The following is a 22611-nucleotide window of genomic DNA, read 5'->3' as shown; positions in this document are numbered from 1 at the left end:
CCTAGTCCGCCGCCGCCGCCACCGCAGCGGTCTCGCGTCGCATGAGGGCGGCGATCGCCTGCTCGACGAGTTCGGCGATGATCTCGGCGGTCGGCTGTTCGCGCGTGACCAGGCCCACACTCTGCCCCGCCATGACCGAGCCCGTCTCGACGTCGCCCTCGATCACGGCGCGCCTGAGCGCCCCGGCCCAGAAGTGCTCGATCGCGAGCTGGGCTTCGTCCTTGGAGAGTTCGCCGGCGCGGAAGCGGCGGATCACCTCCGCCTGGTGCTCGAGGAAGCGGCGCGTGCCCTCGTTGGCGAGAGCCCGCACGGGGATGACGGGAAAGGCCGGGTCGAGCTGGACGGAGGGCACGGCGTCGCGGGCGGCCGCACGGATGAAGGCCTCCTTGAAGCGCGGATGGGCGATCGATTCGGTGGCGCAGACGAACCGGGTGCCGAGCTGCGCCCCGGCGGCACCCATCTCGAGGTAGGACAGGATCGCCTCGCCGCGGCCGAGCCCCCCCGCGACGAAGACGGGGACTTCGCGCAGATGCGGCAGGATTTCCTGCGCAAGCACGGTGAGGCTGACGGGCCCGATGTGTCCGCCCGCCTCCGAGCCCTCGATGACGAGCGCGTCCGCCCCGGAGCGGACCAGCTTGCGCGCGAGCGCGAGTGCGGGGGCGAAGCAGATCACCCTGGCACCGGCGTCCTTGATGCGGCGGATGGCGCCCGTGGGCGGAATGCCGCCCGCGAGCACGATGTGGCCCACACGGTGGCCGAGGCAGACGTCGATCAGCGCCTCGAGCTCGGGGTGCATGGTGATCAGGTTGACGCCGAACGGCTTCGTCGTGCGTTCCTTCGTCGCCGCGATCTCGGCATCGAGCAGGGCGGGCGACATCGAACCGCAGGCGATGACGCCGAAGCCGCCCGCATTGGAGATGGCGGAGACGAGGTTGCGCTCGCTCACCCAGCTCATCGCGCCGCCGAGAATGGCGTAGCGGCAGCCGAGGAACTCGGTGCCGCGGCGCCAGAGTTCGGCGAGGTGGGCTTCGGCCTCTTCCCGCGTCATCACGGCGCCCGATCCAGCCCGTAGGCCGAGTGCAGCGCGCGTACGGCGAGCTCCGTCGCCTCCTCGCGGATCAGCACGCTGATCTTGATCTCCGAGGTGGAGATGACCTCGATGTTGATGCCCCGTTCCGCCAGCGTCTTGAACATCGTGTTGGCCACCCCGGCATGGCTGCGCATGCCGATGCCGACGACCGAGACCTTGGCCACGCCCGGATCGACCACCAGGTCCTCGAAGCCGATGCGCTCGCGGTTCGAATCGAGCACCGCCCGCGCACGGGCGAGATCGGCCCGCCCCACGGTGAAGGTGAGATCGGTCAGCCCGTCGGCGGAGACGTTCTGCACGATCATGTCGACGTTGATGTTGGCCGCTGCCAGCGGCCCGAACACGGAGGCCGCGATGCCGGGCCGGTCGGGCACGCGGCGCAGCGTGAGTTTCGCCTCGTCGCGCGAGTAGGCGACCCCGCTCACCAGTTCCTTTTCCACGATCTCGTCCTCATCGACCACGAGGGTTCCGGGCACGTCCTCGAACGAGGATAGCACTTGGACGCGCACCCTCCGCTTCATCGCGAGCTCGACCGAGCGCGTCTGCAACACCTTGGCGCCGACGGAGGCGAGCTCCAGCATCTCCTCGTAGGAGATGCGCTCGAGCTTGCGCGCGCGGGGCACGATGCGCGGGTCGGTGGTGTAGACCCCGTCGACATCGGTGAAGATGTCGCAGCGATCGGCCTCGAGGGCGGCGGCGAGAGCGACCGCCGAGAGGTCCGAGCCGCCGCGCCCGAGCGTGGTGATCCTCTGGTCGGGGCCGATTCCCTGGAAGCCCGCCACCACCGGTACCTGGCCGAGTTTCATGCGCCGGCGCAACTCGCCCGCCTCGATCGCCTCGATCCGCGCCTTGCCGTGCGCGTCGTCGGTGCGGATCGGGATCTGCCAGCCCTGCCAGGAGCGCGCATCCACCCCTTCCGCCTGCAGGGCGATGGCGGTGAGACCCGTCGTCACCTGCTCGCCGGTCGCGACCACGGTGTCGTATTCGCGCGCATCGTGCAGCGGCGAGAGCTCCTGGCACCACTTGACCAGCTGGTTCGTCACCCCGGCCATGGCGGAGACGACGACCGCCACCTCGTGCCCGGCCAGCACCTCGCGCTTGACGCGCCGGGCGACGGCGCGGATGCGGTCGAGATCGGCGACGGAGGTGCCGCCGAATTTCATCACGAGGCGGGCCATGGATGCTGGCGTCCGGCGGGGCTTGGTTGCGCGGGGCGTGAGCGGCGACACATAACGGTTGGGGTTCTGGTCGGCAACCGGGGGTGGCGGCATGGCGGGCACGGTTCTGGCATCCGAAACAGCGAAGTTCGCCGCCCTTGCCGACCGGTGGTGGGACCCCGAGGGGCCGATGAAACCCTTGCACCGGATGAACCCGCTGCGCGTGGCCTGGATCCTCGCCCGGCTGCGCAAGGCGGGCTTCGCGATCGAGGGTCTTCCGTTGCTGGATGTCGGCTGCGGCGCCGGCATCGCGGCCGAGGCCTTCGCGCGGGCGGGGGCGCGGGTGAGCGCGATCGACGCCGCGGCCGAGACGATCGCCGCCGCCCGTCTGCACGCCGAGCGGGCGGGGCTCGCGATCGACTACCGGGTCGGCGCGCCGGAGGATCTGGTGGCGGAGGGGATGATGTTCGATGCGATCACCGCGCTCGAGGTGGTGGAGCACGTGGCGGACCGGTCGGCCTTCCTCGGCGCGCTCGCCGCACTCTGCCGGCCGGGGGGCATGCTGTTCCTCTCCACCCTCAATCGCACGGCGAAATCTTTCCTGTTCGCCAAGGTGGGCGCGGAGTATCTTCTCAGGCTGCTGCCCGTGGGCACGCATGACTGGCGCGCCTTCGTCCGTCCCGAGGAGCTGGCGCGGGATCTGCGCGCGGCCGGGTTCGCGGTGGTCGACTCAGCCGGTATGGCGATGGATCCCCTGTCGGGGAGGTGGCGGGAGACGCCGGATCTCTCGGTGAACTACCTGGTTGCGGCGCGGCGCGTCTGACGCCGGCCGGCGAGCGAGGGAGGCCCGAGCAGCCGCGCTCGGCAGGGCGGTGATGCGGTTTTCTCTCGACCGCGCGGGGGAAAGGCTGTAGGAATAGGTTCCGAAGCCGGGCGGAGCTCTGCCCGCCCTGCCCCCCTCCCGTTTCCTTCCCGATCCGCTCCAGGAGCCGTCATGGCCGCACTGCCGCGTCGCCTCGATGCGGCCTCGCCCGAGGCCGCGCTCGCCGACATGTCGCTTTCCGCCCAGAGGCTGAACCGCTGGATTGCCCTGTTGCTCGGCGGGCTGATGCTGGCGCCGCTGATCGCGATCCTGGTCGGGGCGGCCTGGCTGAAGGCGATCGCGATGAGCGAGGGGCGAGCCCGGCTCGCCGAGGTGCTCGATCTCGCCGCCTACCACACGCGCACCGTACTGTCGGTCAGCGTCGATGTCGGACGCCGGGTGAACGAGATCGCATCTCTTCGCCCGGCCGCCGAGGTGCGCAGCGACGAGGGGCTGCGGCGGCTTCTCGCAACCATCGCCGATCGCCACGCCCACATCGCCGCGATCGCCATCGTCGATGCGGAGGGGCGGGTCCTCGTCCACTCGCTGCCGCAGGCCTGGGGCGAGGACATGCGCCTGCCGCTGCCCGGGCCCGACGAGATCGGCACGCTGGAGGGCGAACCGGTCGCGGTCGTGCCGCCGCGGCCGCTGCCCGGTGGCGGGGAGTTCGCCTTCGGCGTCGTTGTGCCCTGCGAGACGCCGGGGGCGGTCGACGCCACCGTGGTGCTGATCCCGACCGGCTACCTGCAGCGCGCCTTCGCCGGCATCTCGCCCTTCGTCGATTTCACCGTGGCCTGGATCAGCCGCGACGGTTGGGTGCTGGCCAGCCGTCCGCCGGAGGTGGCCCCCGCGCGCCTCGACACGCGATTGGCCCGTCTGCTGCGCGCCTGGCAGGGCGGGGCCGAGAACGGCGAGATCGAAGAGATGACGGTGGAGGAGGGCCGGCGCCTGATCGCGTGGCGGGCGATCGGCCCGAAACTGGTGGCGGTCTCGGTCACCGGCTCCCGGTCGGGCCTCTCCCGCGCGCACGACAAGGTGGCGATCGGCTTCGGCCTCGTGCTGCTGCTCGCTTCGGTCGCCATCGGCGCGCTCGCCTACGCGCTCTGGCGCGCCGCGCATGCGCATGCCGATCTCGTCGAGTGCGTGATCGATGCCGACGAAGCGAGGCGCAAGGCGGAGGACCAGCTCCATCAGGCGCAGAAGCTCGAGGCGGTGGGGCTGCTCACCGGCGGGGTGGCGCACGACTTCAACAACCTGCTCGCCGTGCTGATGGGCTCTGCGGAGAGCCTGCAGAACCGCTTCCCCGAGGATCAGACGGTGCGGGAGACGACCGACCTGATGATGGCGACGATCGAGCGCGGCGCCCGGCTGACCGCCGATCTCCTCTCCTTCGCGCGCAAGCAGATGCTGTTTCCGGTCGCCTGCGACGTCTCGGCGCAGATCCGCAAGAGCCGCACCCTGCTCGCCAAGGCGGCGGGCGAGCAGAATCAGCTCGTGTTCGATCTCGCACCGCGGCCGCTCCCCGTGCGCGTCGACCCGGCGCATCTCGATGCCTGCCTGATCAACCTGATCTCGAACGCGCACGACGTGATCGAACGCGACGGGCGGATCGTCGTGCGCACGCGCATGCGGCTCATTCGCGCCTCGGAGCGCGACGCGACGGGGCTGGAGCCCGGGCGCTACGCCGTGATCGACGTCGAGGACAACGGGCGTGGCATGCCGCCGGAGGTGGCGGCGCGGGCCTTCGAGCCCTTCTTCACCACGAAGGCGCTCGGCCGCGGCACCGGGCTCGGCCTTGCCATGGTGTACGGCTTCGCCCAGCAATCCGGCGGCACGGCGATCATCGAGAGCAAGCCGGGCCGCGGCACGCGCGTCTCGGTGTTCCTGCCCCTGACCGCGGAGGCGATCCCGCCCGAGCCGCCGCGGCCCGCCACCGTGCCGACGCGGATCGAGGCGCACGTGCTGCTGGTCGATGACGATCCGACCGTGCGCCACGTCATGGCGGAGACTCTGAAGGCCCTCGGCGCGCGGGTGACGGAGGCGCACGATGCGGCCTCCGCCCGCGCGCGGCTCAGCGAGGCCAACCCCGACGTGCTGGTGACCGACGTGATCATGCCGGGCGACATGAACGGCTACGAGCTCGCGCTGTGGGCGCGGCGCGGCGGCAAGGTCCTGCCCACCCTGCTGATCAGTGGCTTCGCCGGCAGCCAGCTGCCCGAGGATCTCGCGCGCCAGGAGGCGATCGCCTTCCTTGCCAAGCCGATCGCGCGGGCCGATCTGGCGGCGGCGATCGCCGCCCTGCTGCAGGCAGGCGCGGCCAAGGGCGCGGGAGCAGGGACCGGACAGGGCACCTGAGGCGGCGGGTCGGGCGGGCGTATCGCTCCAGGTCCTGGGGTGAAAGGGCCAAAGCGCAAACGGCGTAAGGCCCCCACTGAGGCAACGGAGCGGTCAGCCGTCGGTCCGTGGCACCCAGGGAATGGACTGCACCTCGATCCCTTCCTCACGCAGGGCTTCGGCCTCCTCCGGGGTCGCTTCCCCGTAGATGCCGCGCCGTTCCGCCTCGCCTTCGTGGATGCGGCGCGCCTCCTCGGCGAAGGCGGAGCCGACGTACTCGCAGGTGCGCTCGATTTCGGCGCGCAGCCGAGCGAGGGCGGCGTAGAGGGCGGGCGGGATCGGGCCGGCGACGGCCTTCTCCGGCGCCGCGGGCGGTGGCGCGGCGGGCGGTTGAGGGCTCGGCTCGTCGCGGCGGCCGCCGGCGATGGCCGGCGTCATCAGGGCGCGCGTCACCCTGGTCGAGGCGCAGAAGGGGCACTCGAGCAAGCCCTTGGCGGCCGTCTTCTCGAAGGTCGCGCTGTCCTTGAACCACCCGTCGAATTCGTGACCCGCCTCGCAGCGGAGCGCATAGTGGATCATTGCCGTTCGCCCCGGTCCGTTGCCCTTAGTGTCGGGTCGATTGGCAGCCGCGGCAAGAGAGTGCCAGCGGCGGGCCGAGGTCAGGCGGCGGCAGGACCGAGCCCGAGCAGCCGATCCAACTCACCGGCGCGGTCGAGCGCAGACAGGTCGTCGTAACCGCCCAAGGGGCGGCCGTCGATGAAGACCTGCGGCACGGTGGTGCGCCCGCCCGAGCGCCGGATCGCCTCCTCGCGGGCGGGACTTCCCGAAGGCGCGTCGATCTCGCGGAAATCAACTCCCTTCGCGCGCAGCAGTCGCTTGGCGGCCACGCAGTAGGGGCACCAGGCAGTGGTGTAGATCTCGACCTCGGGCATCCCTTCCCTGTCGCGCCGCACCCGCGGGCGGTCAAGCGGCGTCGGCGCTTGGCGGTGGGGTGCGGGCGGCGGCCAGCACGTCGACTGCGGCGGCACCGGCGGCGAGCAGGGCCTCGGCGCAGGCTTCGGCGGTGGCGCCGGAGGTCAGCACGTCGTCGATCAGCACGATGCGCCGGCCGGAGATGCGGCCGCGCCAGCGTGGGCGGACGGCGAAGGCACCGATCAGGCTCGCCTCGCGCTCCTCGCGGCTGAGTTCGGCGAGCGCGGGGGTGGCGCGCGTGCGGCGCAGCGCGTCGACGGCGACGGGGATCCGGGAAACGCGGCTGATGGCGCGGGCGAGCAGCGCTGCTTGGTTGTAGCGTCGCGCGACCAGCCGCCGCAGATGCAGCGGCACCGGCACCAGCAGATCGGCCTCGCGCAGGAGATCGGCGCCTGCCCGGGCCATCAGCCACCCGAGCGGCACCGCCAAGTCCTCTCGGTCGGCGTATTTCAGCCGCAGGATCACGTCCTTCGCCGCTCCGCCATAGAGCCAAACCGCGCGGGCGCGGCCGAACAGCGGGCGTCGGGATGCACAGGCGGGACAGATCGGGGGGGGTGTATCCTCCCCCCTGACGGGCAGGCCGCAAGCGTCGCAGACCGGCGGGGCGATCGGGCGGAAACGCGGAAAGCAGGCATAACAGATCAGGCCAGCCGCCTCGACCGGCGTGTCGCAGACCGGGCAGGTCGGGGGAACCAGGGCATCGAGCGCGAGGCGGGCGAGCCGGACGCCGCGTTGCGCCAGCGCGTGCGCCGGTCGGAGGAGGTCGTCGGCCCTCATGGATGTCTCAGCCGGCTTCGGCACGCGCCGCTGGCCATGCCTGCTCGACCGGCGCCGCGTACTCCTGCCGCGGGGCGCGGTGCGGCGCCAGCCCATGGAGCTGCAGGAGGCGAGCCGGGCCCGGCCCCGGAACGCGGACGGCGTGGATGTCGTCCGGCATCAGCACAACGCCCGCACCCGGCCGCAGGACCACCTCATCGATCACCTCCAGCCCACGTGGACTTTGCCGGTACAGCCGGTGCACCTCCACACCCTCGACGGCGGCGATCGCCGCCCAGGTGCCGTGCGCGTGCGGCTCGGCCGTGAAGCCGGGCGGATGCACGACGAGGGACAGCGCCAGGCCGCCGTCGGCGTCCTCGGCGAGCACGAACCGCGCCGGTCGGTCGCCGCCGGCGAACTCGCCGGTGCCGAACAGCGCGCGCCGGGCGGCCAGCGCCGCTAGCCGCGCGAGCACGGCCTCGAGCGTGTCGCGGTCCACCCGCCCGGACCCCACCATCGCTCGCATGTCCGCGCGGGCGGCACCGACGGCCGCAATCCGTTCGACGAGCCGGAGGGGATCGATCACGCCGCCGTCCCACAAGGCCCTCAATCCTCCTGCACTCTGCGCCCCGTTGGCGTCGCGGCGCAACCGGCCCACATCCAGGGCGTGACAGTCGGACCCGAGCCCGTCTTCGACCGCCGCTCTGTGCGCCTGCACCGCGATCGCGCCGCCGCGCGCATCGACGAGGCGGCGCCGCTCCTGTCCGCCATCGCCGACCGCCTGCTCGATCGCCTGGACGACACCACGCGGCGCTTCAGCCGCGCGCTCGACCTCGGCGGGCGGCATGGCCTGGTGGCCGAGGCCCTGCGGGCGCGGGGCATCCCGTTCGTCGTCTCCGCCGACCTTTCGCCCCGCTTGGCGACGCGCGCTGCCCGCTCGGGACCTGCCATCGCCGCCGACGAGGAGTGGCTGCCCTTCGCCCCGGCCTCGTTCGACCTCATCGTCTCCTGCCTGTCGCTGCACTGGGTGAACGACCTGCCCGGGGCGCTGATCCAGATCCGCCGCGCCCTCGTCCCCGACGGTCTCTTCCTCGCCGTCATGCCCGGCCTCGGCACCCTCGCGCCCTTGCGCGCCGCCCTGCTCGGGGCCGAGGCCGAGACCACCGGCGGGGCAAGCCCGCGCGTCTCGCCCTTCGCCGACCTCGCCGATGCCGCGGCGCTGCTGCAGCGGGCGGGCTTCGCGCTCCCCGTCGCCGACGGCGACACCCTCACCGTCACCTACGACGACCCGGTCGCGCTGATCCGCGATCTCCGCGCCCTCGGCGAAACGAATGCGGTGGCGCAGCGTTCGCGCCGCATCCCGCCGCGCGCGCTCTTCGCTTCCGCCCTCGCCCGCCTGCCGCGCGACGGCGAGGGGAGGATCGCGCTGCCGCTCGTGCTGCTCACCCTCACCGGCTGGGCGCCGGCGGAGAGCCAGCCGAAGCCGCTCCGCCCCGGCAGCGCCGCAGCACGGCTCGCCGATGCGCTCGGCGCGGTGGAACACGCGGCCGGCGAGACACCCCCGCTTGCGCCGTCCGGGGGCGCGCGCTAGGGCCCGCGGAATGGACCGAGACGGCATGACGCAACTCGAGCGAAGCGAGGGCGTGCGCGGGGCGGAGGCGCGCAAGATCACCCTCTACCGCCCGGAGGATTTCGAGGGCATGCGCCGGGCGGGGCGGCTTGCCGCCGAAACCCTCGACATGATCACCGAACACGTGCGCCCGGGCGTGACGACGGAGGAGCTCGACCGGCTCTGCCACGACTTCATCGTCGCGCACGGCGCTGTCCCCGCCCCCCTCGGCTACCGCGGCTTCCCGAAGTCGATCTGCACCTCGGTCAACCACGTCGTCTGCCACGGCATTCCTTCGTCGCGCCGGCTCGAGGAGGGCGACATCCTCAACATCGACGTCACCGTCGTGCTCGATGGCTGGCACGGCGACTCCTCGCGCATGTACGTCGCCGGCAAACCGTCGGTGAAGGCGCAGCGGCTGATGGACGTCACCTACGAGGCGATGATGCGCGGCATCGCCGTCATCCGCCCCGGCGCGACGCTCGGCGATCTCGGCTTCGCCATCCAGTCCTATGTGGAGCGCCAGCGCTTCTCGGTGGTGCGCGAGTTCTGCGGTCACGGCCTCGGGCGGGCCTTCCACGAGCCGCCGAACGTGCTGCATTTCGGCCGCCCCGGCGAAGGCGTGGTGCTGCGGCCGGGGATGTTCTTCACCGTCGAGCCGATGGTGAACGCCGGCCGGCCCGAGGTGAAAATTCTCGACGATGGCTGGACGGCGGTGACGCGCGACCGCTCGCTTTCCGCCCAGTTCGAACACACGGTGGGCGTGACGGAAACGGGGGTGGAGATCTTCACCCTCTCGCCGCGCGGCCTGCACAAGCCGCCCTACGCGCTCTGAGGCGACAGCGCGGACGGCGCGCCAAGCGTCAAGAGGAGGGAGGGGGCAGGCGGCGCAGGGCGTCGAGCGCGCCCTGCAGCATCCACGCCGCCGCCGCCGCGTCCACCACCTGCGCCCGACGTCGGCGCGAGAGGTCCGCCTCGCCGACCAGCATCCGGCTCACCGCCGCGGTGGAGAGGCGCTCGTCCCACAGCGCCGTCGGCAGGCCGGTCGCCTCGGCGAGCGCAGCCGCCCAGTCGCGCGCTGCCTGCGCGGCGGGACCGACGGAGCCGTCGAGCGAGAGCGGCAGGCCGACGACGATGCCCCCCACACCGTGCTGGCGCGCGATGGCGGCGATCTCGGCCGCGTTGGCGGCGAGCTTGCGGCGGGGGATCGCGCCGAACGGTGAGGCGATGCTGCGCCCGACGTCGGACAACGCGAGCCCGATGGTCTTCGCTCCGAGATCGATGCCGAGCAGGCGCGCGCTGGGCCCGAGAACGGCGGCGAGGGCGCGAAGGTCGGAAAGCGGCATGGGGTGAGGATAGCCGAAGGCAGCGTTTCCGCCCGGCCCTTCGCCTTCACCCCCCGGCTTTGCTCAGGACGTCACTTCCGTCCTTTGCACGATCGGGATCGCGCCGGTCGGCAAGTAGGGCAAAAGAAAGCGGAACTCGCCGGTCGCGATGACCCGCACGCGGCGCAGCGCGGTCGGGTCGATCGCCGCACCGCACGCGATTCGCGTCGGTATCTCTGCCCCGTTTGCCGTGGTGAGCAGTTCGCACTCGATCGTCAGGTCCAGTCCATTGGCCACGAACGGTGTGCGGCCGATGGCGATCGCCGCTGCCTCCGCTTCCGTGCGTCCGACCGCCGCGGCGCGTACCGCGATCGCCGCCGCTTCGCGCACCGACACCACGGTGAACGCATACCGCGCCAAGTCGATGATGCCGAACACCAGCGTCAGCAGGACGGGTGCGACGATGGCGAAGCTCACCGCCGCGGTGCCGCTCTCCGCGCCGCGCTGCGCTCCGGTCAGGCCGCGCTGCCGTCGCCGCTCAGCGCACACGCGCGATCGCCTCCCCGCGCAGCGTCTCCGGCAGGACATACCGGCCGAAGCCGATCAGCGGTTGGTAGGGAGCCGCCACGATGACCCGAACGAACACCCGCGACGGCGTCGGCGGCGTGCCGGGGCAGGCAAGCCCGTCGCAGGAGGCTGGCGAGCCGTCGCCGCAGACGCAGTTCGGCCCCTGCACCGTCACCGTCGCCTCGACGCCGCCCAGGGCGGCGCGCACGGCGGCCGCGATCGACGCCGTCTCCTGCGGGAAGCTCATCGCGAAATGCGCCCCCGCCCGTGCCGCGTTCTCGAGCACGATGGTGCGCTGCAGCGCGTGGCCGAGATCGACCAGCCCGCTCAGCACCAACACGAGGAACGGGGCGACGAGGCCGAACTCCAGCGCCGAGAGGCCGCGCCGGCACCGTCGCAGCGAGGTGAGCGCGCGCATCGGTCACTCCACCAGCCGAACGATGCGGATCTGCGGCAACTCGACCGCCGGGTCGACCCCGAGCTCGCCGCAGCCGTCGACGCGGATGGTCTGCGTCGAGGTACCGGTCAGCGTGATCGATTCCGCGATGAACGCCTTGCAGGCGGAGGTCTCGCCGCCGAAGTTGCCGTTGATGGTGAGATCGGAGCGCGGGAAGTAGAACAGGCCGCGCGTGGTGATGTTGGCCCCGCCGTTGAGGTGGAACTGGTAGCCCGGCGCGGCGCGCGGGTCCTGGTACATCAGGATTCCCGGATATTGCGGCGTGCCGCCGATCAGGTCGATGCGCGCCTGGGCGTTGATGTTCTCGGGCCCGCAGATCTGGTTCGGTTCTCCGGTGAAGACGAAGGTGACGCCGTTGCCGGGCGTGCAGGTGGAGCAGGTGAGGTTGGCCGAGCCCTGCACGGTGAGGCCGCCGTTCTGGAAATAGTACACGCCCGGAGCGAAATCATGCGTGCCGCGCAACGTCATCCCGCCGCAATAGACGCCGGGCGTGATGGCGGCGGTGGAGGATTTCGCAGTCGAGAAGTTCGTTCGCGTGCAGGTCTGGTTGTTCGGCGGCAACGGAATGCCCGTCCCCGGCACCTCGGGCGCGAAGGGGTCGCGCAACGGCGGCTGGAAGGCCGCCGCCGGGCGGGAGAGGGTGACGTTGGCCGGGTTGCCGATGCTCACCGTGCCGGCGGCCACCATGGTGTAGGCGGTCACGCGCGAGTTGCCGAACTGGCGGATCGAGGTGTTCGAGGCGAGCGAGCATTGCGGCGCGTTGAGCCGCGTGTTGCCGCCGATCTGCAGGTCGTTCTCCTGCACCACCATGCCCCCGTTCTCGCCGAGGGCGAGCACGCAGGCCCCGCCGCCGCCCGGCAGCGTCATCGCCTGCGCCACCGCCCGGGCGGCGATGCGCACCGTCTCCCCGGTGGTCGCCTGCGCCTGGTTGGCGAAGAGTCTGATCACGCCGCCGAACAGCATCGGCACCTCGCGTTCGACGATCACCTCGACCGCGTCCTCCATCCCGGGGTTCGGGTCGCGGCGGAAGGCGCGTACGCGCACCGTCGTGTCAGGGTTCGCGGGGTCGAAGCCGTTGCGCGCGGCGATGTCGCGCGCCGTGGCGGCAACGTCCTGGCCGCGCAACAGCGCGAGGGTGGCGGCCTGCGCGGCGGCGTCCGCCGCGGTCTGGGCGTTGCGGCGGGCGACGTACCAGGTGCCGCCGTCGGCGACGAGGCCGGCGAAGCCGACGAGCAGGGAGGCCAGCGCGCCGGTCAAGAGGGCGGTGGTGCCGCGCTCGTCGCGGCGAAGGCGTCTTGCTGCCGTGCCGAGTGAGGCGGCGAGGCGCAAGGGTGCCGGGCCGCCACGCGGCGGCTTGCGGCCCGTTCGGTTCGGAGCGGGGGTCTGCGGTCCGTTCGTCATCGCGTCCTTCCACCCTCCCTCTGTCGTGCGGTCCCTCGGCGTAGGCGGCTGGCGCCCGGTGCGAGCGCGCGTCTTGCGGGACCGCATCTCCTCGGTGGAGACGCCTCTTGCTTACCGGTGAAGCGTTAACAGGGCGTTTACTCTTTCTCCGATCAAATCGTTCCGCTCGCTGCTTCGGTGGCTCCGCTCGGATGGCAGGTTCGGGGCGCCGGTGATGAGGGCGGGTGCGGCGCGCAGGAGGCGTGCCGGGGTCGGAACGGGCTCAACGCGGCCCGCTGCTGCGTGGTGGTGTGGCGCGGCCGGAATGGAAGGGAAACGACATGCTCAAGGCCTGGACCTATGTTTCCTCCCGCCTCGCGGCGCTGAAGCGCGACGAGCGGGGTGTGACGGCACTCGAATACGGCGTTATCGCCGGAGTGCTCATCGTTGCCCTCGTCACAGCCTTCAATTTACTCGGTGACAGACTTGTGGGTGTCTTCGAGAGGGTTGGAGGACAGCTCAGCTCGGAGTGAATCACTCGAGATTTGGTAATCGTATCCGGGGTGGGCCATCGGAGGCGGTGGTCCACTCTTGTGCTTCCGCCAGCCTAATCGTTTCCACGAGCACTACTTGGTGCTGTCGTGTATTTCGGTCCTCGCCGTTCTCGCACTGGGCGGGGCGGCGTTATGCGACGTTGCTTTCCGTCGGATCCCTGATGCATTCTGCGCGCTTCTCGCGATCGCGTCCATCGCCGCGCGGCTGACCGAGGGCCTCGCCGCCGCCGCCGCCTCCCTCGCTGCCGCCGCCATCCTGTTCGCCGTCCTGTTCGCCCTCTTCCTGCGCGGCGTGCTCGGCGGCGGCGACGTGAAGCTCGCCACCGCCGCCGCCCTCGGCCTGCCTCCGCTCGCGGTATGGGACTTCGTCGTCGCCACCGCGCTCTCGGGCGGCGCGCTCTCCCTCCTCTACCTCGCCGGGCCCCATCTCCCGCTGCGCAAGCCGCGCCCCGCCGGCCGCGGCAAACCGCTCCTCGCCCGCATCGCCGCCGCCGAAACCTGGCGGCTGAAGCGCCGCGGGCCGCTGCCCTACGGGGTCGCCATCGCCGCCGGGTTTTTGCTTTCGGGAAACCTTCCTGCCGTAGCGTGACGCGCCATGCTGGTGCGCGTCCTCCTCATCGGCGTCCTGGTGCTCGCCTCGGGCGTGCTGGTCGCCATCGGCCTGCAGGCGTTGAGCCCGCCGCGCCCCGCTTCCCCGCCCCCCGCCCCGGTCGCCGCACCGGAACCGCCACGCCCCGTCACCGCCCGCGTCCTCGTCGCCGCACGCCCCCTCCCACCGGGCCTCCTCCTGCGCAACGAGGATCTCGCCGCGCGCGACCTCCCGCTCGAACTCATCCCCGAAGGCGCGGTGCGCGACGCGCCCGAAGCGCGGGCCGAACTCGGCGGTGCGCTGGTGCGCCGCTGGCTCGACCCCGGCGAGGTTCTGACGGGGAATGACGTGCTCCGCCCGCGCGACCGCGGCTTCCTCGCCGCCGTGCTGCAACCCAACCGGCGCGCCATCACCGTCGGCGTCGATGCCGTCACCGGTGCGGCCGGCCTGATCTGGCCCGGCGACCGGGTTGATCTCCTCCTCACCCAGAAGCTTGACGATTCGGTCGCGCAACTTTCCCGCCGTGTCGTCGGCGAAACGGTATTGACGGATGTTCGCGTCATCGCCGTCGACCAGCACCTGACGCAAGGCGCCATGGGCGCCACCCCGTCGCCGGATGGCCGCATCGCCCGCACCGTTACTTTGGAAGTTACGCCGGAGGAGGCGGAGCGGGTGGCGGTGGCGAGCCAGCTCGGCCGCCTCTCCCTCACCATCCGCGCCATGGCCGACGAGGAGCGCGCCAACGGCGAAGCCCGCCGTTCGGTGTTCGGCGGCGACGTCTCGCCCGCACTGGCGCAGACCGACCCGACGGATCGCCCGGTCGGCCAACGCCTGCAGATCATCCGCGGCACCGAGCGGCAGGAGGTGATCTTCCGATGATCCGCCGCCTGGCCCGCGTCCTCGTTCTCCTCTCCGTCCTCGCCTGCACGGCCCTCGCGGCGCCCCCCGCGCATGCGCAGCAGCGCGCCACCCTCACCCTCGAGGTTGGCGGCGGCCAGCTCGTGACCCTGCCGCAGCCGGCAAGCACGGTGTTCGCCGCCGACCCGCGTATCGCGAATGTCCAGGCCGCCTCGCCCACCACCCTGTTCGTTTCCGGCGTCGCCCGCGGCCGGACGGTGGTCGTCGCCGCCGCGGCGGACGGACGGGAGATCGCCACCTACGAGGTGGTTGTTGGCAGCCAGCGCCCTGCTGGTCCCGGTGGTGGTGGGGCGCCCCCCGGAGCGCTGCCGGCCGTCGAGGCGGCGATCCGTGCCGCCGTGCCGGCCATCGCCAATCTCAGCCTGCGTCGCGTGCCGGGCGGCGTCATCGTTGCCGGCGAAGTGCCGACCGCCGCCGACGCCCAGCGTGTGCTGACCATCGTCCGCGCGGGTCTGCCGGAGAACGACCGCGTCATCGACGACTTGAAGACGCGGGGGCCGTTGCAGGTGAACCTCCGCGTCCGCGTCGCCGAAATCAGCCGCGAGGTGACGCGCCAGCTCGGCATCTCGTGGGACGTGGTCGGGCGGCCAGGCGGAAGTTTCACGTTCCGCCTCCTCAACAACACGATCCTCGGCGGCTCGGTCGCTCCCGTCGTTGGCGCGGGCCTTGCCTCGCCATCCTTCGCCGCCGATGCGCTGATCGACGCCCTGGCGCAGGATCGGCTGATCACCATCCTCGCCGAGCCCAACCTCACAGCGCAATCCGGCGAAACCGCCTCCTTCCTCGCCGGTGGCGAATTCCCCGTTCCCGTCGGCGCCTCCTTCGATCGCATCACCATCGAGTTCAAGCAGTTCGGCGTCTCGCTCGCCTTCGTGCCGACGGTGTTGAGCGACGATCGGATCAACCTGCGCGTCCGCCCCGAGGTGAGCGAATTGTCGGAGGAAGGGGCGATCAGCCTGCCGCTCGCCGGCGGTGTCGTGAGTGTGCCGGCGCTGCGCGTCCGCCGCGCCGAAACCACGGTCGAGCTCGGCTCCGGCCAGTCCTTCGCCATCGCCGGTCTGTTCCAAGACGGTGCTCGAATCGCCGCCTCCGGGTTGCCCTTCCTCGGCGAGGTGCCGGTGCTTGGTGCGTTGTTCCGGTCTGACCGTTTTCGGCGCAACGAGAGCGAACTCGTCATCATCGTCACGCCCTACATCGTTCGCCCCGTGTCCGAACCGCGGGCACTCGCGCTGCCGACGGATGGCCTGAGGCCAGCGAACGACATCGAACGCCTCTTGCTGCTACGCCAGGTCTCGCGCGACGGTGCCCCGCGCCGCGTGCCGGGCCGTGCCGGCTTCATCCTGGACTGATCGCCATGCCGCCCGCCGCCGCCATCCTGCTCCTCCTCGCTCTCGCGGGCTGTACCGCCGCGATCGATCCGTTTCAGCGGGAAGGAACCTGGCGCGCACGCCACGTCAACGACGCCAATCTGCGCGCCATGATCGCCAATCCTGCTCATCTCGACCGCGGGGTGGGGGATGATCGCGGGAGGTCGCGTCAGGCGGCGGATGCCATCCAGCGTCTGGAGGATGACGCGCTGAAACCGCTACCGGAGGTTCGCACTTCACCGGTCGGTGCCTCTGCCGGAGGGCGCAGTGGACGGTAACGCTCTGCTCGATGAGACGACCGAGGCGGCAGAGGGCCCGGGCTTCGCCCTCTCCCGTCCGCTTCTCGTCGCCTATGTCGCGGACGCCGACTCGGAAGGCACTCTGCGTGCGGCTTTGTCGGATCTCGGCGAAGGGCTCGCCATCCTGCGTGGCGGCATCGCCTACGCGATCCGCGATCTCGCGCGCAAACCGACCCCCCAAGTGCTGATCGTCGACGTCAGTGGTGTCGACAATCCCATCGAGGCGCTCGATGAGCTCGCCAATGTCTGCGAGCCGGACGTGAAGGTTCTGGTCATCGGCGAGCAGACCGATTTGGACTTTTACCGCGAGATCACCCGCGGCCTTGGCGTGGTGGAGTATCTCGAAAAGCCTCTCACACGCGACGCAGTCGTTCGCCTCTTCCTGCCTGTCGTGCAGGGCCGTGCAGCGTTCCCGCACGAGATCATCGGCGGCCGCGTCGTGGGGGTGGTCGGCGCGCATGGCGGTGTGGGCACCACGACGGTTGCCGCCAATCTCGCCGTCCTGCTGGCGGAGCACACCCGGGGCTACGTCGCGCTCGTCGACCTCAACCTGCAGACTGGCGCAGCCGCCATGCTGTTGGGCGTCAAACCGTCGGCAGGGCTGCGTGTCGCCCTCGAGCAGCCCGACCGTGTCGATGCGCTCTTCCTCGACCGCTCCGCGGTGGCGGTGTCCGATCGGCTTCGCCTGATCGCCGCCGAGGAACCGTTCGAGGAAGCCCCGCGCCCGACGGCGACCGGCGTGGCGCGGCTGATGAGCCTGCTGCGCAAGAGGTTCAACTGGATCGTGGTTGACATGCCGACAACGGCTGATCCCGCGCTGCTCGCCGTCTATCCGATGGCGCAGACGCGGCTGCTGGTGCTGACACCCGACATCGTCGCGGTGCGCGACACCGCCCGCCTGCGCGCCATGTTGACCGCTCTTGCCGGCAATGACCGCGCGCTGACGGTGCTCAACCGCTTCGGTATTCGCGGGGGGCTACCCCTCGAGATGGTGGAAAAGGGGCTCGGCGGAAGGATCGACATCCGCCTGCCGGAGACCGACAAGGCCGTCCTCGCCGCCCTCAACTTGGGCGTTCCGGCGTGCGCCCGCAGCAAGCCGTTCCGTCAGGCGATGCTTGCCCTGACCCGTGAGGTTTCGGGCGCGCGCGTCGCGAAGCCGACCAGCCTGTGGCGGAGGCTTCTCGGGCGATGAGCGGGTTCGGACGCCGGCTCGAGCGTCTGGCGGGCGAGCCCGCTCCATCTGCCGCCGCGGTGGTCCCCCCTCCGCGGCTCGCTGCGCCCCCTTCATCCGTCTTCGCCTCCCGCACTGGCGGTGCGAACGCGGGGCCCGCCTCGCCGCGGGAACGCCTGTGGTCGCTGGTCATCGAGCAGGTCGACCCCACCGTCGCCGCGGAGCTTCCCCCGGAGCGCCTGCGGGAGGAGATCGAGCGCCTGATTCACCAGCTCGCCGACAAACACCGCATCGAGCTCTCGGCGCGCGAGCAGTCCGCCCTTGCGCGCGACATCGCGCACGACATGGTCGGCCTTGGGCCGCTCGAGCCGCTGCTTGCGGACGAGCGGATCACCGACATCATGGTGAATGGTCCGAACAACATCTACGTCGAGATCGGCGGCAAGCTGGAGAAGAGCGCGGTACGCTTCCGCGACGACCAGCACGCGATCGCCGTGGCGCAGAAGATCGCCGCGGCGGTCGGTCGCCGGGTCGACGAATCCTCGCCGATGGTCGATGCGCGGCTCGCCGACGGCTCGCGCGTCAACATCGTCCTCCCCCCGCTCGCCCTCGACGGCGCCTGCATCTCCATCCGCAAGTTCGCCCGCAAGCGCATCGACTTCGCCCGCATGGTGGAGCTCGGGTCGCTGACGGAGAACGTCGCCAAACTGCTGGAGATTGCCGCCCGCTGCCGCCTGAACGTCCTCATTTCGGGCGGCACCGGGTCGGGCAAGACCACGCTCCTCAACGCGATGAGCCGGATGATCGATCACGGGGAGCGGATCGTCACCATCGAGGATGCGGCGGAACTCCAGCTGCAGCAGCCGCACGTGGTTCGGCTCGAGACGCGGCCTGCCAATCTGGAAGGCAAGGGTGAGATCACCCAACGCGACCTCGTGCGCAACGCGCTGCGGATGCGCCCCGATCGCATCATCCTCGGCGAGGTGCGCGGTCCCGAAGCGTTCGATCTCCTGCAGGCGATGAACACGGGCCACGACGGCTCGCTCGGCACCCTGCACGCCAACAGCGCCCGCGACGCCCTCATCCGGCTCGAGAACATGGTGCAGATGGGCAATTTCGGGCTGCCGGTGAAGGCGATCCGCACCCAGGTCGCCTCCGCCGTCGACCTGATCGTGCAGATCGAACGGATGCGCGACGGCACGCGGCGCGTGATCCAGATCGCCGAAGTGCGCGGCCTGGAAGGCGACGTCGTGACGATGAATGATCTGGTGACCTTCCAATACGAAGGCGAGGATGGGCGGGGCAAGATCCGCGGCCGCTATCGTGCCACCCCGATCCGCCCCGGTTTCATCGCGCGGCTCGAATATTTCGGGCTCGATCGTGCCTGGATGGCGGCGATCGAGGCGATCTGAGGCGTCGCTGTGCTCTCCTTTTCGCCTGCGACACTCGCTGCCGTTGCCGCCATCACGATGATCGTCGCGGCCGCTCTGTTGCTGTGGGAGCACAACCGCCGACGGCGGATGGAAGCGCGTCTCGGCACGGCCCGGCGGCAGCCGTCGCACCCGGCGGTCGAGCCGAGACAGCAGAGCCTTGTCCTGGTCGGTCGCGACCGGACGTCGACCTTGCAGAAGCTGACGGCACTCATCGCGCTCGATCCCGCGCGGCCGGAGCAGCACCCGGCGCCCTGGCCGGTGGTCCTCGGCCTCGCCGCAGTGGTCGGCCTTGGCGCGGCGCTGCTCGCCGCCGCGATGATGGGAACGGCGCTTACTGTGCCGGCGGGCGTCGCGGCGACGATGCTCGTCGCCCGCCTTGCCTTCACCTTCGGGCGGACCAGCTACCGCGAGAAGCTGCTGACCCAGCTGCCGGACGCGATGAGCATGATCGTGCGCTCGCTGAAGGCCGGCATTCCGGTGAACGAGGCGATCCGCGCCATCGCCCGCGAAAGCCCGGAGCCCACCCGACGCGAGTTCGGCCAGGTCGCGGCGGAACAGGCGATCGGTGTCGCACTGGAGACGAGCCTGCTCAACCTGCACAAGCGCACCGGACTGCGCGAGTATGGGTTCTTCGCCGTCACCATCACCCTGCAGCAGCAGACCGGCGGTAGCCTGACGGAGACGCTGGAGAACCTCGCGGATGTCGTGCGCAAGCGCGTGCAGACGGCAGCGCGAGGGCGGGCCCTCGCCGGTCAGGCCCGCGCCTCGGCGATGATTCTCACCGCCATCCCCTTCGTCGCGCTGGCCGCCCTCGCGGTGCTGAACCCCGACTACCTGCGTTTCTATGTCGAGAACGAAAAGGGCCCCACGGTTGCCGCCATCGCCTTCACCCTGCTCGGCCTCGGTATCCTGACGATGCGGATGATGATCCGCCGGAGCCTTGCGGTGACATGACGGCGGAGGTTGACGTGAGCGATCCGGCGCAAGTGGCGCGTCTCGCGGCACTGGCCCTCGCCGTCGTTATCTTGGTTGTGCTGGCGGCCTGGCTCGCCGAGCGGGCGGAGACGGAGCGCAGGCTCGCCGGGCGGATCGCGTCGCTCGGCCGGGCTGGACCTGCGGTCGCGGCCCGTCGCAAGCCCGCACTCACGGCGAGCGGCGTTCTGCGGGCGATCGGGGAGGCCATTTCGGGCACCGCGCTCATTTCGGAAAAGGACCGGCGTGATCTCGAGCGCGCCGTGGCCGCGGCCGGTTACAGGCCGCAGACCGTCGTTCCCGTCGTGCTCGGGCTGAAAGTCGTGCTCCTGCTGGCTTTGCCCGCTGCCGCCTACGCCGTCACGGTGTGGCGCGGAACCGACGGCATGCACCAGATCCTGTTGCTCAGCCTCGCCATCGCGGCCGCCATCCTCGGTCCCAACATGGTGCTGAGCCATTTGCACCGGCGCTACGTCAAGCAGCTCCAGACCGGCCTCGCCGACACGCTCGATCTGATGGTGATCTGCTCCGAGGCCGGGCTCGGGCTCGAGAGCATGGTCGACCGCGTGGCGGTCGAAATGGCGCCGTCCAATGGCGCGATCGCTGCCGAATTCTCGACGCTTGCGAGCGAGCTTCGCCTTCTGTCCGATCGTCGCCAGGCGCTGCTCAATCTCGGCGAACGCACTGGTGTCGATGGACTGAGACGACTCGGCACCACGCTGGCGCAGACGCTGCAATACGGCACGCCGCTCGGGCAGGCGCTGCGTACGCTCGCCGCGGAGATGCGGCACGAACGGCTCACTGCGTTCGAGGAGCGGGCGGCACGGCTGCCTGCGCTCCTGGTGCTGCCGCTGACGATGTTCATCCTGCCGTGCCTGATCGTGCTGCTCGCGGGGCCATCCTTCGTCCAGCTGATCGGCACGCTCGGCCGAATGGGGTCATGACGATGTCCGGAACTCCGCTCTCTCGCCTCTGCATCCTCTGGATCGTCGCGCCGATCGTTCTTGCCGCATGCGCGCGAACCGACCGGCCGGATCCGCGCGCCCTCTCGGTGGCAGAGCGCCTGCGTCTTGCTGCGATCGCCGAGTCGCACGGCAACCACGACGTCGCACTGTCGATCTACCGCAACGCCGCTGCGGCGGCGCCGGACCATGTCGAGACCCAACTCCGCTTCGCCCAGGCGCTGGCCGAGCGCGGCGCAACCGGCGAGGCCATCGGTGTGTTGCAGGGCGTGCTGGCACGCCGCCCCGGTGATCGCGCCGTGCTGAAGGCGCTCGGGCGCCTGCACCTGCGCGAGGGGGCCGTGGCCGAGGCCGAGGCCGCATTTCGGCGTGCGGCGGAGGCCGATCCGCAGGATGCCGAGGCGCTGAACGGGCTCGGTGTCGCCGCCGACCTCGGGGGCAACCACGCGCGGGCACAGGGTTTTTACCGGCGCGCGCTTCAGGTCGCACCATCTCAGGTTGCGGCGCGGAACAATCTTGCCCTCTCCCTCGCGCTGGCCGGCAACGCCGCCGAGGCGGAGCGCCTGTTCGAGGAGCTCGGCACCGCCGCCCGCACGGACGTTCGCGTAAGGCACACGCAAGGCCTGATCGCGGCCATGCAGGGACGGATGGCCGAGGCGCGGCGTCTCGTCGCGCCCGAACTCGATGGCGAGGCCTTCACCGAGTTCGCCTCCGCTGCGAGCATGCTCGCCGCCGCCGCCTCGCCGTGATGGTCATTGGCCCAACGTATGGCCAACGCCCGTCAGAGGAACATGCGGTCGACGTCGGTCGAGGAGCGCACGCCGAGATCGTCGAAATGGGCGGCGAGGAAAGCGTTCGCCTTGGTGCGGCCGAGCTCGAACAGCCAAGCGAGGAAGCGCGGTGTGGCGTTCAGTTTCGAGCGCGCATCGATCCGCGCCAGCTCCTCCTCCGCCCCGATGGCATGGATGTAGAGCCGCAGGAAGCGATCGCGCGAAAGCTCGCCGCGGTCGAGCAGGTCGGTGACGAAACGGATCATTCGCATCTCCCGCGTCGGCGAAGTGTTGAAGGAGAGCGTGTTGACGCGGTCGATGATGTCGGCGATGGCGCGCGGCACTTCGGGAATGTTGATCGCGTTGAGCTGGACGATCAGGATGCAGGGCCGTCGCCCATGGAGATGAGGGGGAAGATCGGTGGGTTGCCGGAATAGCCGCCGTCCCAGACATACTCCCCACCGACCTCCACCGCCTGGAACAGCATCGGCAGGCAGGCCGAGGCCATCACGCAGTCCGCCGTCATCTCGTGCTTCTCGAACACGCGCAGGCGCCCCGTGAGCGCGTTGGTGGCGCAGACGAAAAGCGGCGGCCCGCCGCCCGCGCAGCCGGGCGAAGTCCACCATCGAATCGATCAGATCACGCAACGGATTGAGGTTGCGCGGGTTCAGGTCGTAGGGCGAGACCTGGCGCGTCATCAGATCGGCGAGCTTCCAGGCCCGGGAATGGGCAGGTTGCCCGGGCTCAGCATGAGATCGAGCGGCGCGGGCTGCAGCGGCAGGAGGGAGGCGAGCCGGCCGATCTCCAGCCGGAAGCGGCGCAGGGCAGCGCGCGCCGCCGCGTTGCCGCCGAGTGCCGGGCCGTGCGCGACGAGTGCCGCGTTCACCGCGCCGGCCGAGGTGCCGCAGAGCGCCTCGACCTCGATCCCCGCCGCCTCGAGCAGGCGATCCGGCACGCCCCAAGTGAAAGCGCCGTGTGCCCCACCACCCTGCAGGGCAAGCTTCACCCTCTTCCGGACGGGCGGCTCTGCTTCCGCCATGCCTCCTTCACTTGGCATCGAAGCGGAC

The 22611-nt window shown here is 71.0% G+C and carries 27 protein-coding genes; 14 read left to right on the top strand and 13 right to left on the bottom strand.

Features of this window, described 5'->3' with window-relative positions:
- Window position 1: 1 nt before the first annotated feature.
- Both DWB05_RS12980 and DWB05_RS12975 read right to left on the bottom strand, forming a co-directional pair.
- Entirely contained in the window at window positions 2-1048 is a 1047-nt protein-coding gene (locus DWB05_RS12980; protein ID WP_114377593.1) for an NAD(P)H-dependent flavin oxidoreductase, read from the bottom strand.
- On the bottom strand, window positions 1048-2268 hold the full coding sequence (locus tag DWB05_RS12975) for an aspartate kinase (RefSeq protein WP_114377592.1): 1221 nt from the start codon (window positions 2266-2268) through the stop codon (window positions 1048-1050). The genes DWB05_RS12980 and DWB05_RS12975 overlap by 1 nt, the downstream gene beginning before the upstream one ends.
- Window positions 2269-2359: 91 nt before the next feature.
- Here DWB05_RS12975 and ubiG point away from each other — a divergent pair, with 91 nt between their 5' ends.
- Both ubiG and DWB05_RS15260 read left to right on the top strand, forming a co-directional pair.
- Window positions 2360-3070 (top strand): bifunctional 2-polyprenyl-6-hydroxyphenol methylase/3-demethylubiquinol 3-O-methyltransferase UbiG, encoded by a 711-nt coding sequence (gene ubiG / locus DWB05_RS12970; protein ID WP_114377591.1) that lies wholly within the window; start codon window positions 2360-2362, stop codon window positions 3068-3070.
- Window positions 3071-3241: 171 nt separating this feature from the next.
- The gene (locus tag DWB05_RS15260; protein WP_114377590.1) at window positions 3242-5464 is read left to right on the top strand and encodes an ATP-binding protein; all 2223 of its coding nucleotides are present in this window, start codon (window positions 3242-3244) and stop codon (window positions 5462-5464) included.
- A 93-nt stretch (window positions 5465-5557) separates the two neighbouring features.
- On the opposite strand, the gene DWB05_RS12960 is transcribed toward DWB05_RS15260, so the two are convergent.
- From DWB05_RS12960 to DWB05_RS12945, 4 genes are all read right to left on the bottom strand, one after another.
- Window positions 5558-6022, bottom strand: coding sequence for a DUF1178 family protein (locus DWB05_RS12960; protein WP_114377589.1), 465 nt, complete (start codon window positions 6020-6022; stop codon window positions 5558-5560).
- 80 nt (window positions 6023-6102) lie between these two features.
- The gene (grxC, locus tag DWB05_RS12955) at window positions 6103-6375 is read right to left on the bottom strand and encodes a glutaredoxin 3 (protein ID WP_114377588.1); all 273 of its coding nucleotides are present in this window, start codon (window positions 6373-6375) and stop codon (window positions 6103-6105) included.
- 31 nt (window positions 6376-6406) lie between these two features.
- Window positions 6407-7192, bottom strand: a complete 786-nt coding sequence (locus tag DWB05_RS12950) for a ComFC family protein (RefSeq protein ID WP_114377587.1) — start codon at window positions 7190-7192, stop codon at window positions 6407-6409.
- Between the two features lie 7 nt (window positions 7193-7199).
- The gene (locus DWB05_RS12945) at window positions 7200-7757 is read right to left on the bottom strand and encodes a hypothetical protein (RefSeq protein ID WP_157967204.1); all 558 of its coding nucleotides are present in this window, start codon (window positions 7755-7757) and stop codon (window positions 7200-7202) included.
- Between the two features lie 81 nt (window positions 7758-7838).
- On the opposite strand from DWB05_RS12945, the gene DWB05_RS12940 reads away from it, so the two are divergent.
- Both DWB05_RS12940 and map read left to right on the top strand, forming a co-directional pair.
- The gene (locus DWB05_RS12940) at window positions 7839-8762 is read left to right on the top strand and encodes a methyltransferase domain-containing protein (protein WP_114377585.1); all 924 of its coding nucleotides are present in this window, start codon (window positions 7839-7841) and stop codon (window positions 8760-8762) included.
- Between the two features lie 25 nt (window positions 8763-8787).
- Window positions 8788-9615, top strand: coding sequence for a type I methionyl aminopeptidase (gene map / locus DWB05_RS12935; RefSeq protein WP_232818537.1), 828 nt, complete (start codon window positions 8788-8790; stop codon window positions 9613-9615).
- A 28-nt stretch (window positions 9616-9643) separates the two neighbouring features.
- Here the strand turns inward: map and ruvX are convergent, their stop codons facing one another.
- The 4 genes from ruvX to DWB05_RS12915 form a co-directional block, all read right to left on the bottom strand.
- Window positions 9644-10126 carry a Holliday junction resolvase RuvX gene (gene ruvX / locus DWB05_RS12930; protein ID WP_114377583.1) on the bottom strand — a complete coding sequence of 161 codons (483 nt, stop codon included), beginning with the start codon at window positions 10124-10126 and terminating at the stop codon, window positions 9644-9646.
- A gap of 63 nt (window positions 10127-10189) precedes the next feature.
- Window positions 10190-10654 (bottom strand): TadE/TadG family type IV pilus assembly protein, encoded by a 465-nt coding sequence (locus DWB05_RS12925; RefSeq protein WP_157967203.1) that lies wholly within the window; start codon window positions 10652-10654, stop codon window positions 10190-10192.
- A complete protein-coding gene (locus DWB05_RS12920; protein ID WP_114377581.1) occupies window positions 10644-11090 on the bottom strand; it encodes a TadE/TadG family type IV pilus assembly protein in 447 nt (148 codons plus the stop codon). The genes DWB05_RS12925 and DWB05_RS12920 overlap by 11 nt, the downstream gene beginning before the upstream one ends.
- A 3-nt stretch (window positions 11091-11093) precedes the next feature.
- On the bottom strand, window positions 11094-12530 hold the full coding sequence (locus tag DWB05_RS12915; RefSeq protein ID WP_157967202.1) for a pilus assembly protein TadG-related protein: 1437 nt from the start codon (window positions 12528-12530) through the stop codon (window positions 11094-11096).
- 320 nt (window positions 12531-12850) lie between these two features.
- Between DWB05_RS12915 and DWB05_RS12910 the strand changes: the two genes are divergently transcribed.
- The 10 genes from DWB05_RS12910 to DWB05_RS12865 all read left to right on the top strand — a co-directional run bounded on the left by DWB05_RS12910 (window position 12851) and on the right by DWB05_RS12865 (window position 21523).
- Entirely contained in the window at window positions 12851-13042 is a 192-nt protein-coding gene (locus DWB05_RS12910) for a Flp family type IVb pilin (RefSeq protein WP_114377579.1), read from the top strand.
- Window positions 13043-13142: 100 nt separating this feature from the next.
- On the top strand, window positions 13143-13652 hold the full coding sequence (locus DWB05_RS12905) for an A24 family peptidase (RefSeq protein WP_114377687.1): 510 nt from the start codon (window positions 13143-13145) through the stop codon (window positions 13650-13652).
- A 6-nt stretch (window positions 13653-13658) separates the two neighbouring features.
- Entirely contained in the window at window positions 13659-14531 is an 873-nt protein-coding gene (gene cpaB, locus DWB05_RS12900; protein WP_114377578.1) for a Flp pilus assembly protein CpaB, read from the top strand.
- Window positions 14528-15919, top strand: coding sequence for a type II and III secretion system protein family protein (locus DWB05_RS12895; protein ID WP_114377577.1), 1392 nt, complete (start codon window positions 14528-14530; stop codon window positions 15917-15919). Before cpaB ends, DWB05_RS12895 begins: the two co-directional genes overlap by 4 nt.
- Window positions 15920-15924: 5 nt before the next feature.
- On the top strand, window positions 15925-16215 hold the full coding sequence (locus tag DWB05_RS12890) for a hypothetical protein (RefSeq protein WP_114377576.1): 291 nt from the start codon (window positions 15925-15927) through the stop codon (window positions 16213-16215).
- Complete coding sequence (locus DWB05_RS12885) at window positions 16205-17428, top strand: CpaE/TadZ family protein (RefSeq protein ID WP_157967201.1); 1224 nt, start codon at window positions 16205-16207, stop codon at window positions 17426-17428. The genes DWB05_RS12890 and DWB05_RS12885 overlap by 11 nt, the downstream gene beginning before the upstream one ends.
- Window positions 17425-18819, top strand: coding sequence for a TadA family conjugal transfer-associated ATPase (locus DWB05_RS12880; RefSeq protein WP_114377574.1), 1395 nt, complete (start codon window positions 17425-17427; stop codon window positions 18817-18819). Before DWB05_RS12885 ends, DWB05_RS12880 begins: the two co-directional genes overlap by 4 nt.
- Window positions 18820-18828: 9 nt before the next feature.
- Entirely contained in the window at window positions 18829-19794 is a 966-nt protein-coding gene (locus tag DWB05_RS12875; RefSeq protein ID WP_114377573.1) for a type II secretion system F family protein, read from the top strand.
- Window positions 19795-19808: 14 nt separating this feature from the next.
- Window positions 19809-20756 (top strand): type II secretion system F family protein, encoded by a 948-nt coding sequence (locus DWB05_RS12870; RefSeq protein ID WP_157967200.1) that lies wholly within the window; start codon window positions 19809-19811, stop codon window positions 20754-20756.
- Window positions 20753-21523 (top strand): tetratricopeptide repeat protein, encoded by a 771-nt coding sequence (locus DWB05_RS12865; RefSeq protein ID WP_114377571.1) that lies wholly within the window; start codon window positions 20753-20755, stop codon window positions 21521-21523. Before DWB05_RS12870 ends, DWB05_RS12865 begins: the two co-directional genes overlap by 4 nt.
- Window positions 21524-21555: 32 nt before the next feature.
- On the opposite strand, the gene DWB05_RS12860 is transcribed toward DWB05_RS12865, so the two are convergent.
- From DWB05_RS12860 to DWB05_RS14720, 3 genes are all read right to left on the bottom strand, one after another.
- Window positions 21556-21888, bottom strand: a complete 333-nt coding sequence (locus tag DWB05_RS12860; protein ID WP_114377570.1) for a hypothetical protein — start codon at window positions 21886-21888, stop codon at window positions 21556-21558.
- A 32-nt stretch (window positions 21889-21920) separates the two neighbouring features.
- Entirely contained in the window at window positions 21921-22088 is a 168-nt protein-coding gene (locus DWB05_RS12855; protein ID WP_114377569.1) for a patatin-like phospholipase family protein, read from the bottom strand.
- A 153-nt stretch (window positions 22089-22241) separates the two neighbouring features.
- Window positions 22242-22583 carry a patatin-like phospholipase family protein gene (locus DWB05_RS14720; protein WP_157967199.1) on the bottom strand — a complete coding sequence of 114 codons (342 nt, stop codon included), beginning with the start codon at window positions 22581-22583 and terminating at the stop codon, window positions 22242-22244.
- Between the last annotated feature and the right edge of the window lie 28 nt (window positions 22584-22611).

Source organism: Elioraea thermophila (ex Habib et al. 2022) (assembly GCF_003336755.1).
Classification (GTDB): domain Bacteria; phylum Pseudomonadota; class Alphaproteobacteria; order Acetobacterales; family Acetobacteraceae; genus Elioraea; species Elioraea thermophila.
The sequence above is the reverse complement of the archived record's forward strand: the minus strand, read 5'-3'. Positions and strand labels throughout refer to the sequence as shown.

Excerpts from the sequence above, each read along its gene's own strand:
- DWB05_RS12980 (WP_114377593.1), bottom strand. The coding sequence starts at position 1,048 with ATGACGCGGGAAGAGGCCGAAGCCCACCTCGCCGAACTCTGGCGCCGC.
- DWB05_RS12975 (WP_114377592.1), bottom strand. The coding sequence starts at position 2,268 with ATGGCCCGCCTCGTGATGAAATTCGGCGGCACCTCCGTCGCCGATCTC.
- ubiG (WP_114377591.1), top strand. The coding sequence starts at position 2,360 with ATGGCGGGCACGGTTCTGGCATCCGAAACAGCGAAGTTCGCCGCCCTT.
- DWB05_RS15260 (WP_114377590.1), top strand. The coding sequence starts at position 3,242 with ATGGCCGCACTGCCGCGTCGCCTCGATGCGGCCTCGCCCGAGGCCGCG.
- DWB05_RS12960 (WP_114377589.1), bottom strand. The coding sequence starts at position 6,022 with ATGATCCACTATGCGCTCCGCTGCGAGGCGGGTCACGAATTCGACGGG.
- grxC (WP_114377588.1), bottom strand. The coding sequence starts at position 6,375 with ATGCCCGAGGTCGAGATCTACACCACTGCCTGGTGCCCCTACTGCGTG.
- DWB05_RS12950 (WP_114377587.1), bottom strand. The coding sequence starts at position 7,192 with ATGAGGGCCGACGACCTCCTCCGACCGGCGCACGCGCTGGCGCAACGC.
- map (WP_232818537.1), top strand. The coding sequence starts at position 8,788 with ATGACGCAACTCGAGCGAAGCGAGGGCGTGCGCGGGGCGGAGGCGCGC.
- ruvX (WP_114377583.1), bottom strand. The coding sequence starts at position 10,126 with ATGCCGCTTTCCGACCTTCGCGCCCTCGCCGCCGTTCTCGGGCCCAGC.
- DWB05_RS12920 (WP_114377581.1), bottom strand. The coding sequence starts at position 11,090 with ATGCGCGCGCTCACCTCGCTGCGACGGTGCCGGCGCGGCCTCTCGGCG.
- DWB05_RS12915 (WP_157967202.1), bottom strand. The coding sequence starts at position 12,530 with ATGACGAACGGACCGCAGACCCCCGCTCCGAACCGAACGGGCCGCAAG.
- DWB05_RS12910 (WP_114377579.1), top strand. The coding sequence starts at position 12,851 with ATGCTCAAGGCCTGGACCTATGTTTCCTCCCGCCTCGCGGCGCTGAAG.
- cpaB (WP_114377578.1), top strand. The coding sequence starts at position 13,659 with ATGCTGGTGCGCGTCCTCCTCATCGGCGTCCTGGTGCTCGCCTCGGGC.
- DWB05_RS12895 (WP_114377577.1), top strand. The coding sequence starts at position 14,528 with ATGATCCGCCGCCTGGCCCGCGTCCTCGTTCTCCTCTCCGTCCTCGCC.
- DWB05_RS12890 (WP_114377576.1), top strand. The coding sequence starts at position 15,925 with ATGCCGCCCGCCGCCGCCATCCTGCTCCTCCTCGCTCTCGCGGGCTGT.
- DWB05_RS12880 (WP_114377574.1), top strand. The coding sequence starts at position 17,425 with ATGAGCGGGTTCGGACGCCGGCTCGAGCGTCTGGCGGGCGAGCCCGCT.
- DWB05_RS12865 (WP_114377571.1), top strand. The coding sequence starts at position 20,753 with ATGACGATGTCCGGAACTCCGCTCTCTCGCCTCTGCATCCTCTGGATC.
- DWB05_RS14720 (WP_157967199.1), bottom strand. The coding sequence starts at position 22,583 with ATGGCGGAAGCAGAGCCGCCCGTCCGGAAGAGGGTGAAGCTTGCCCTG.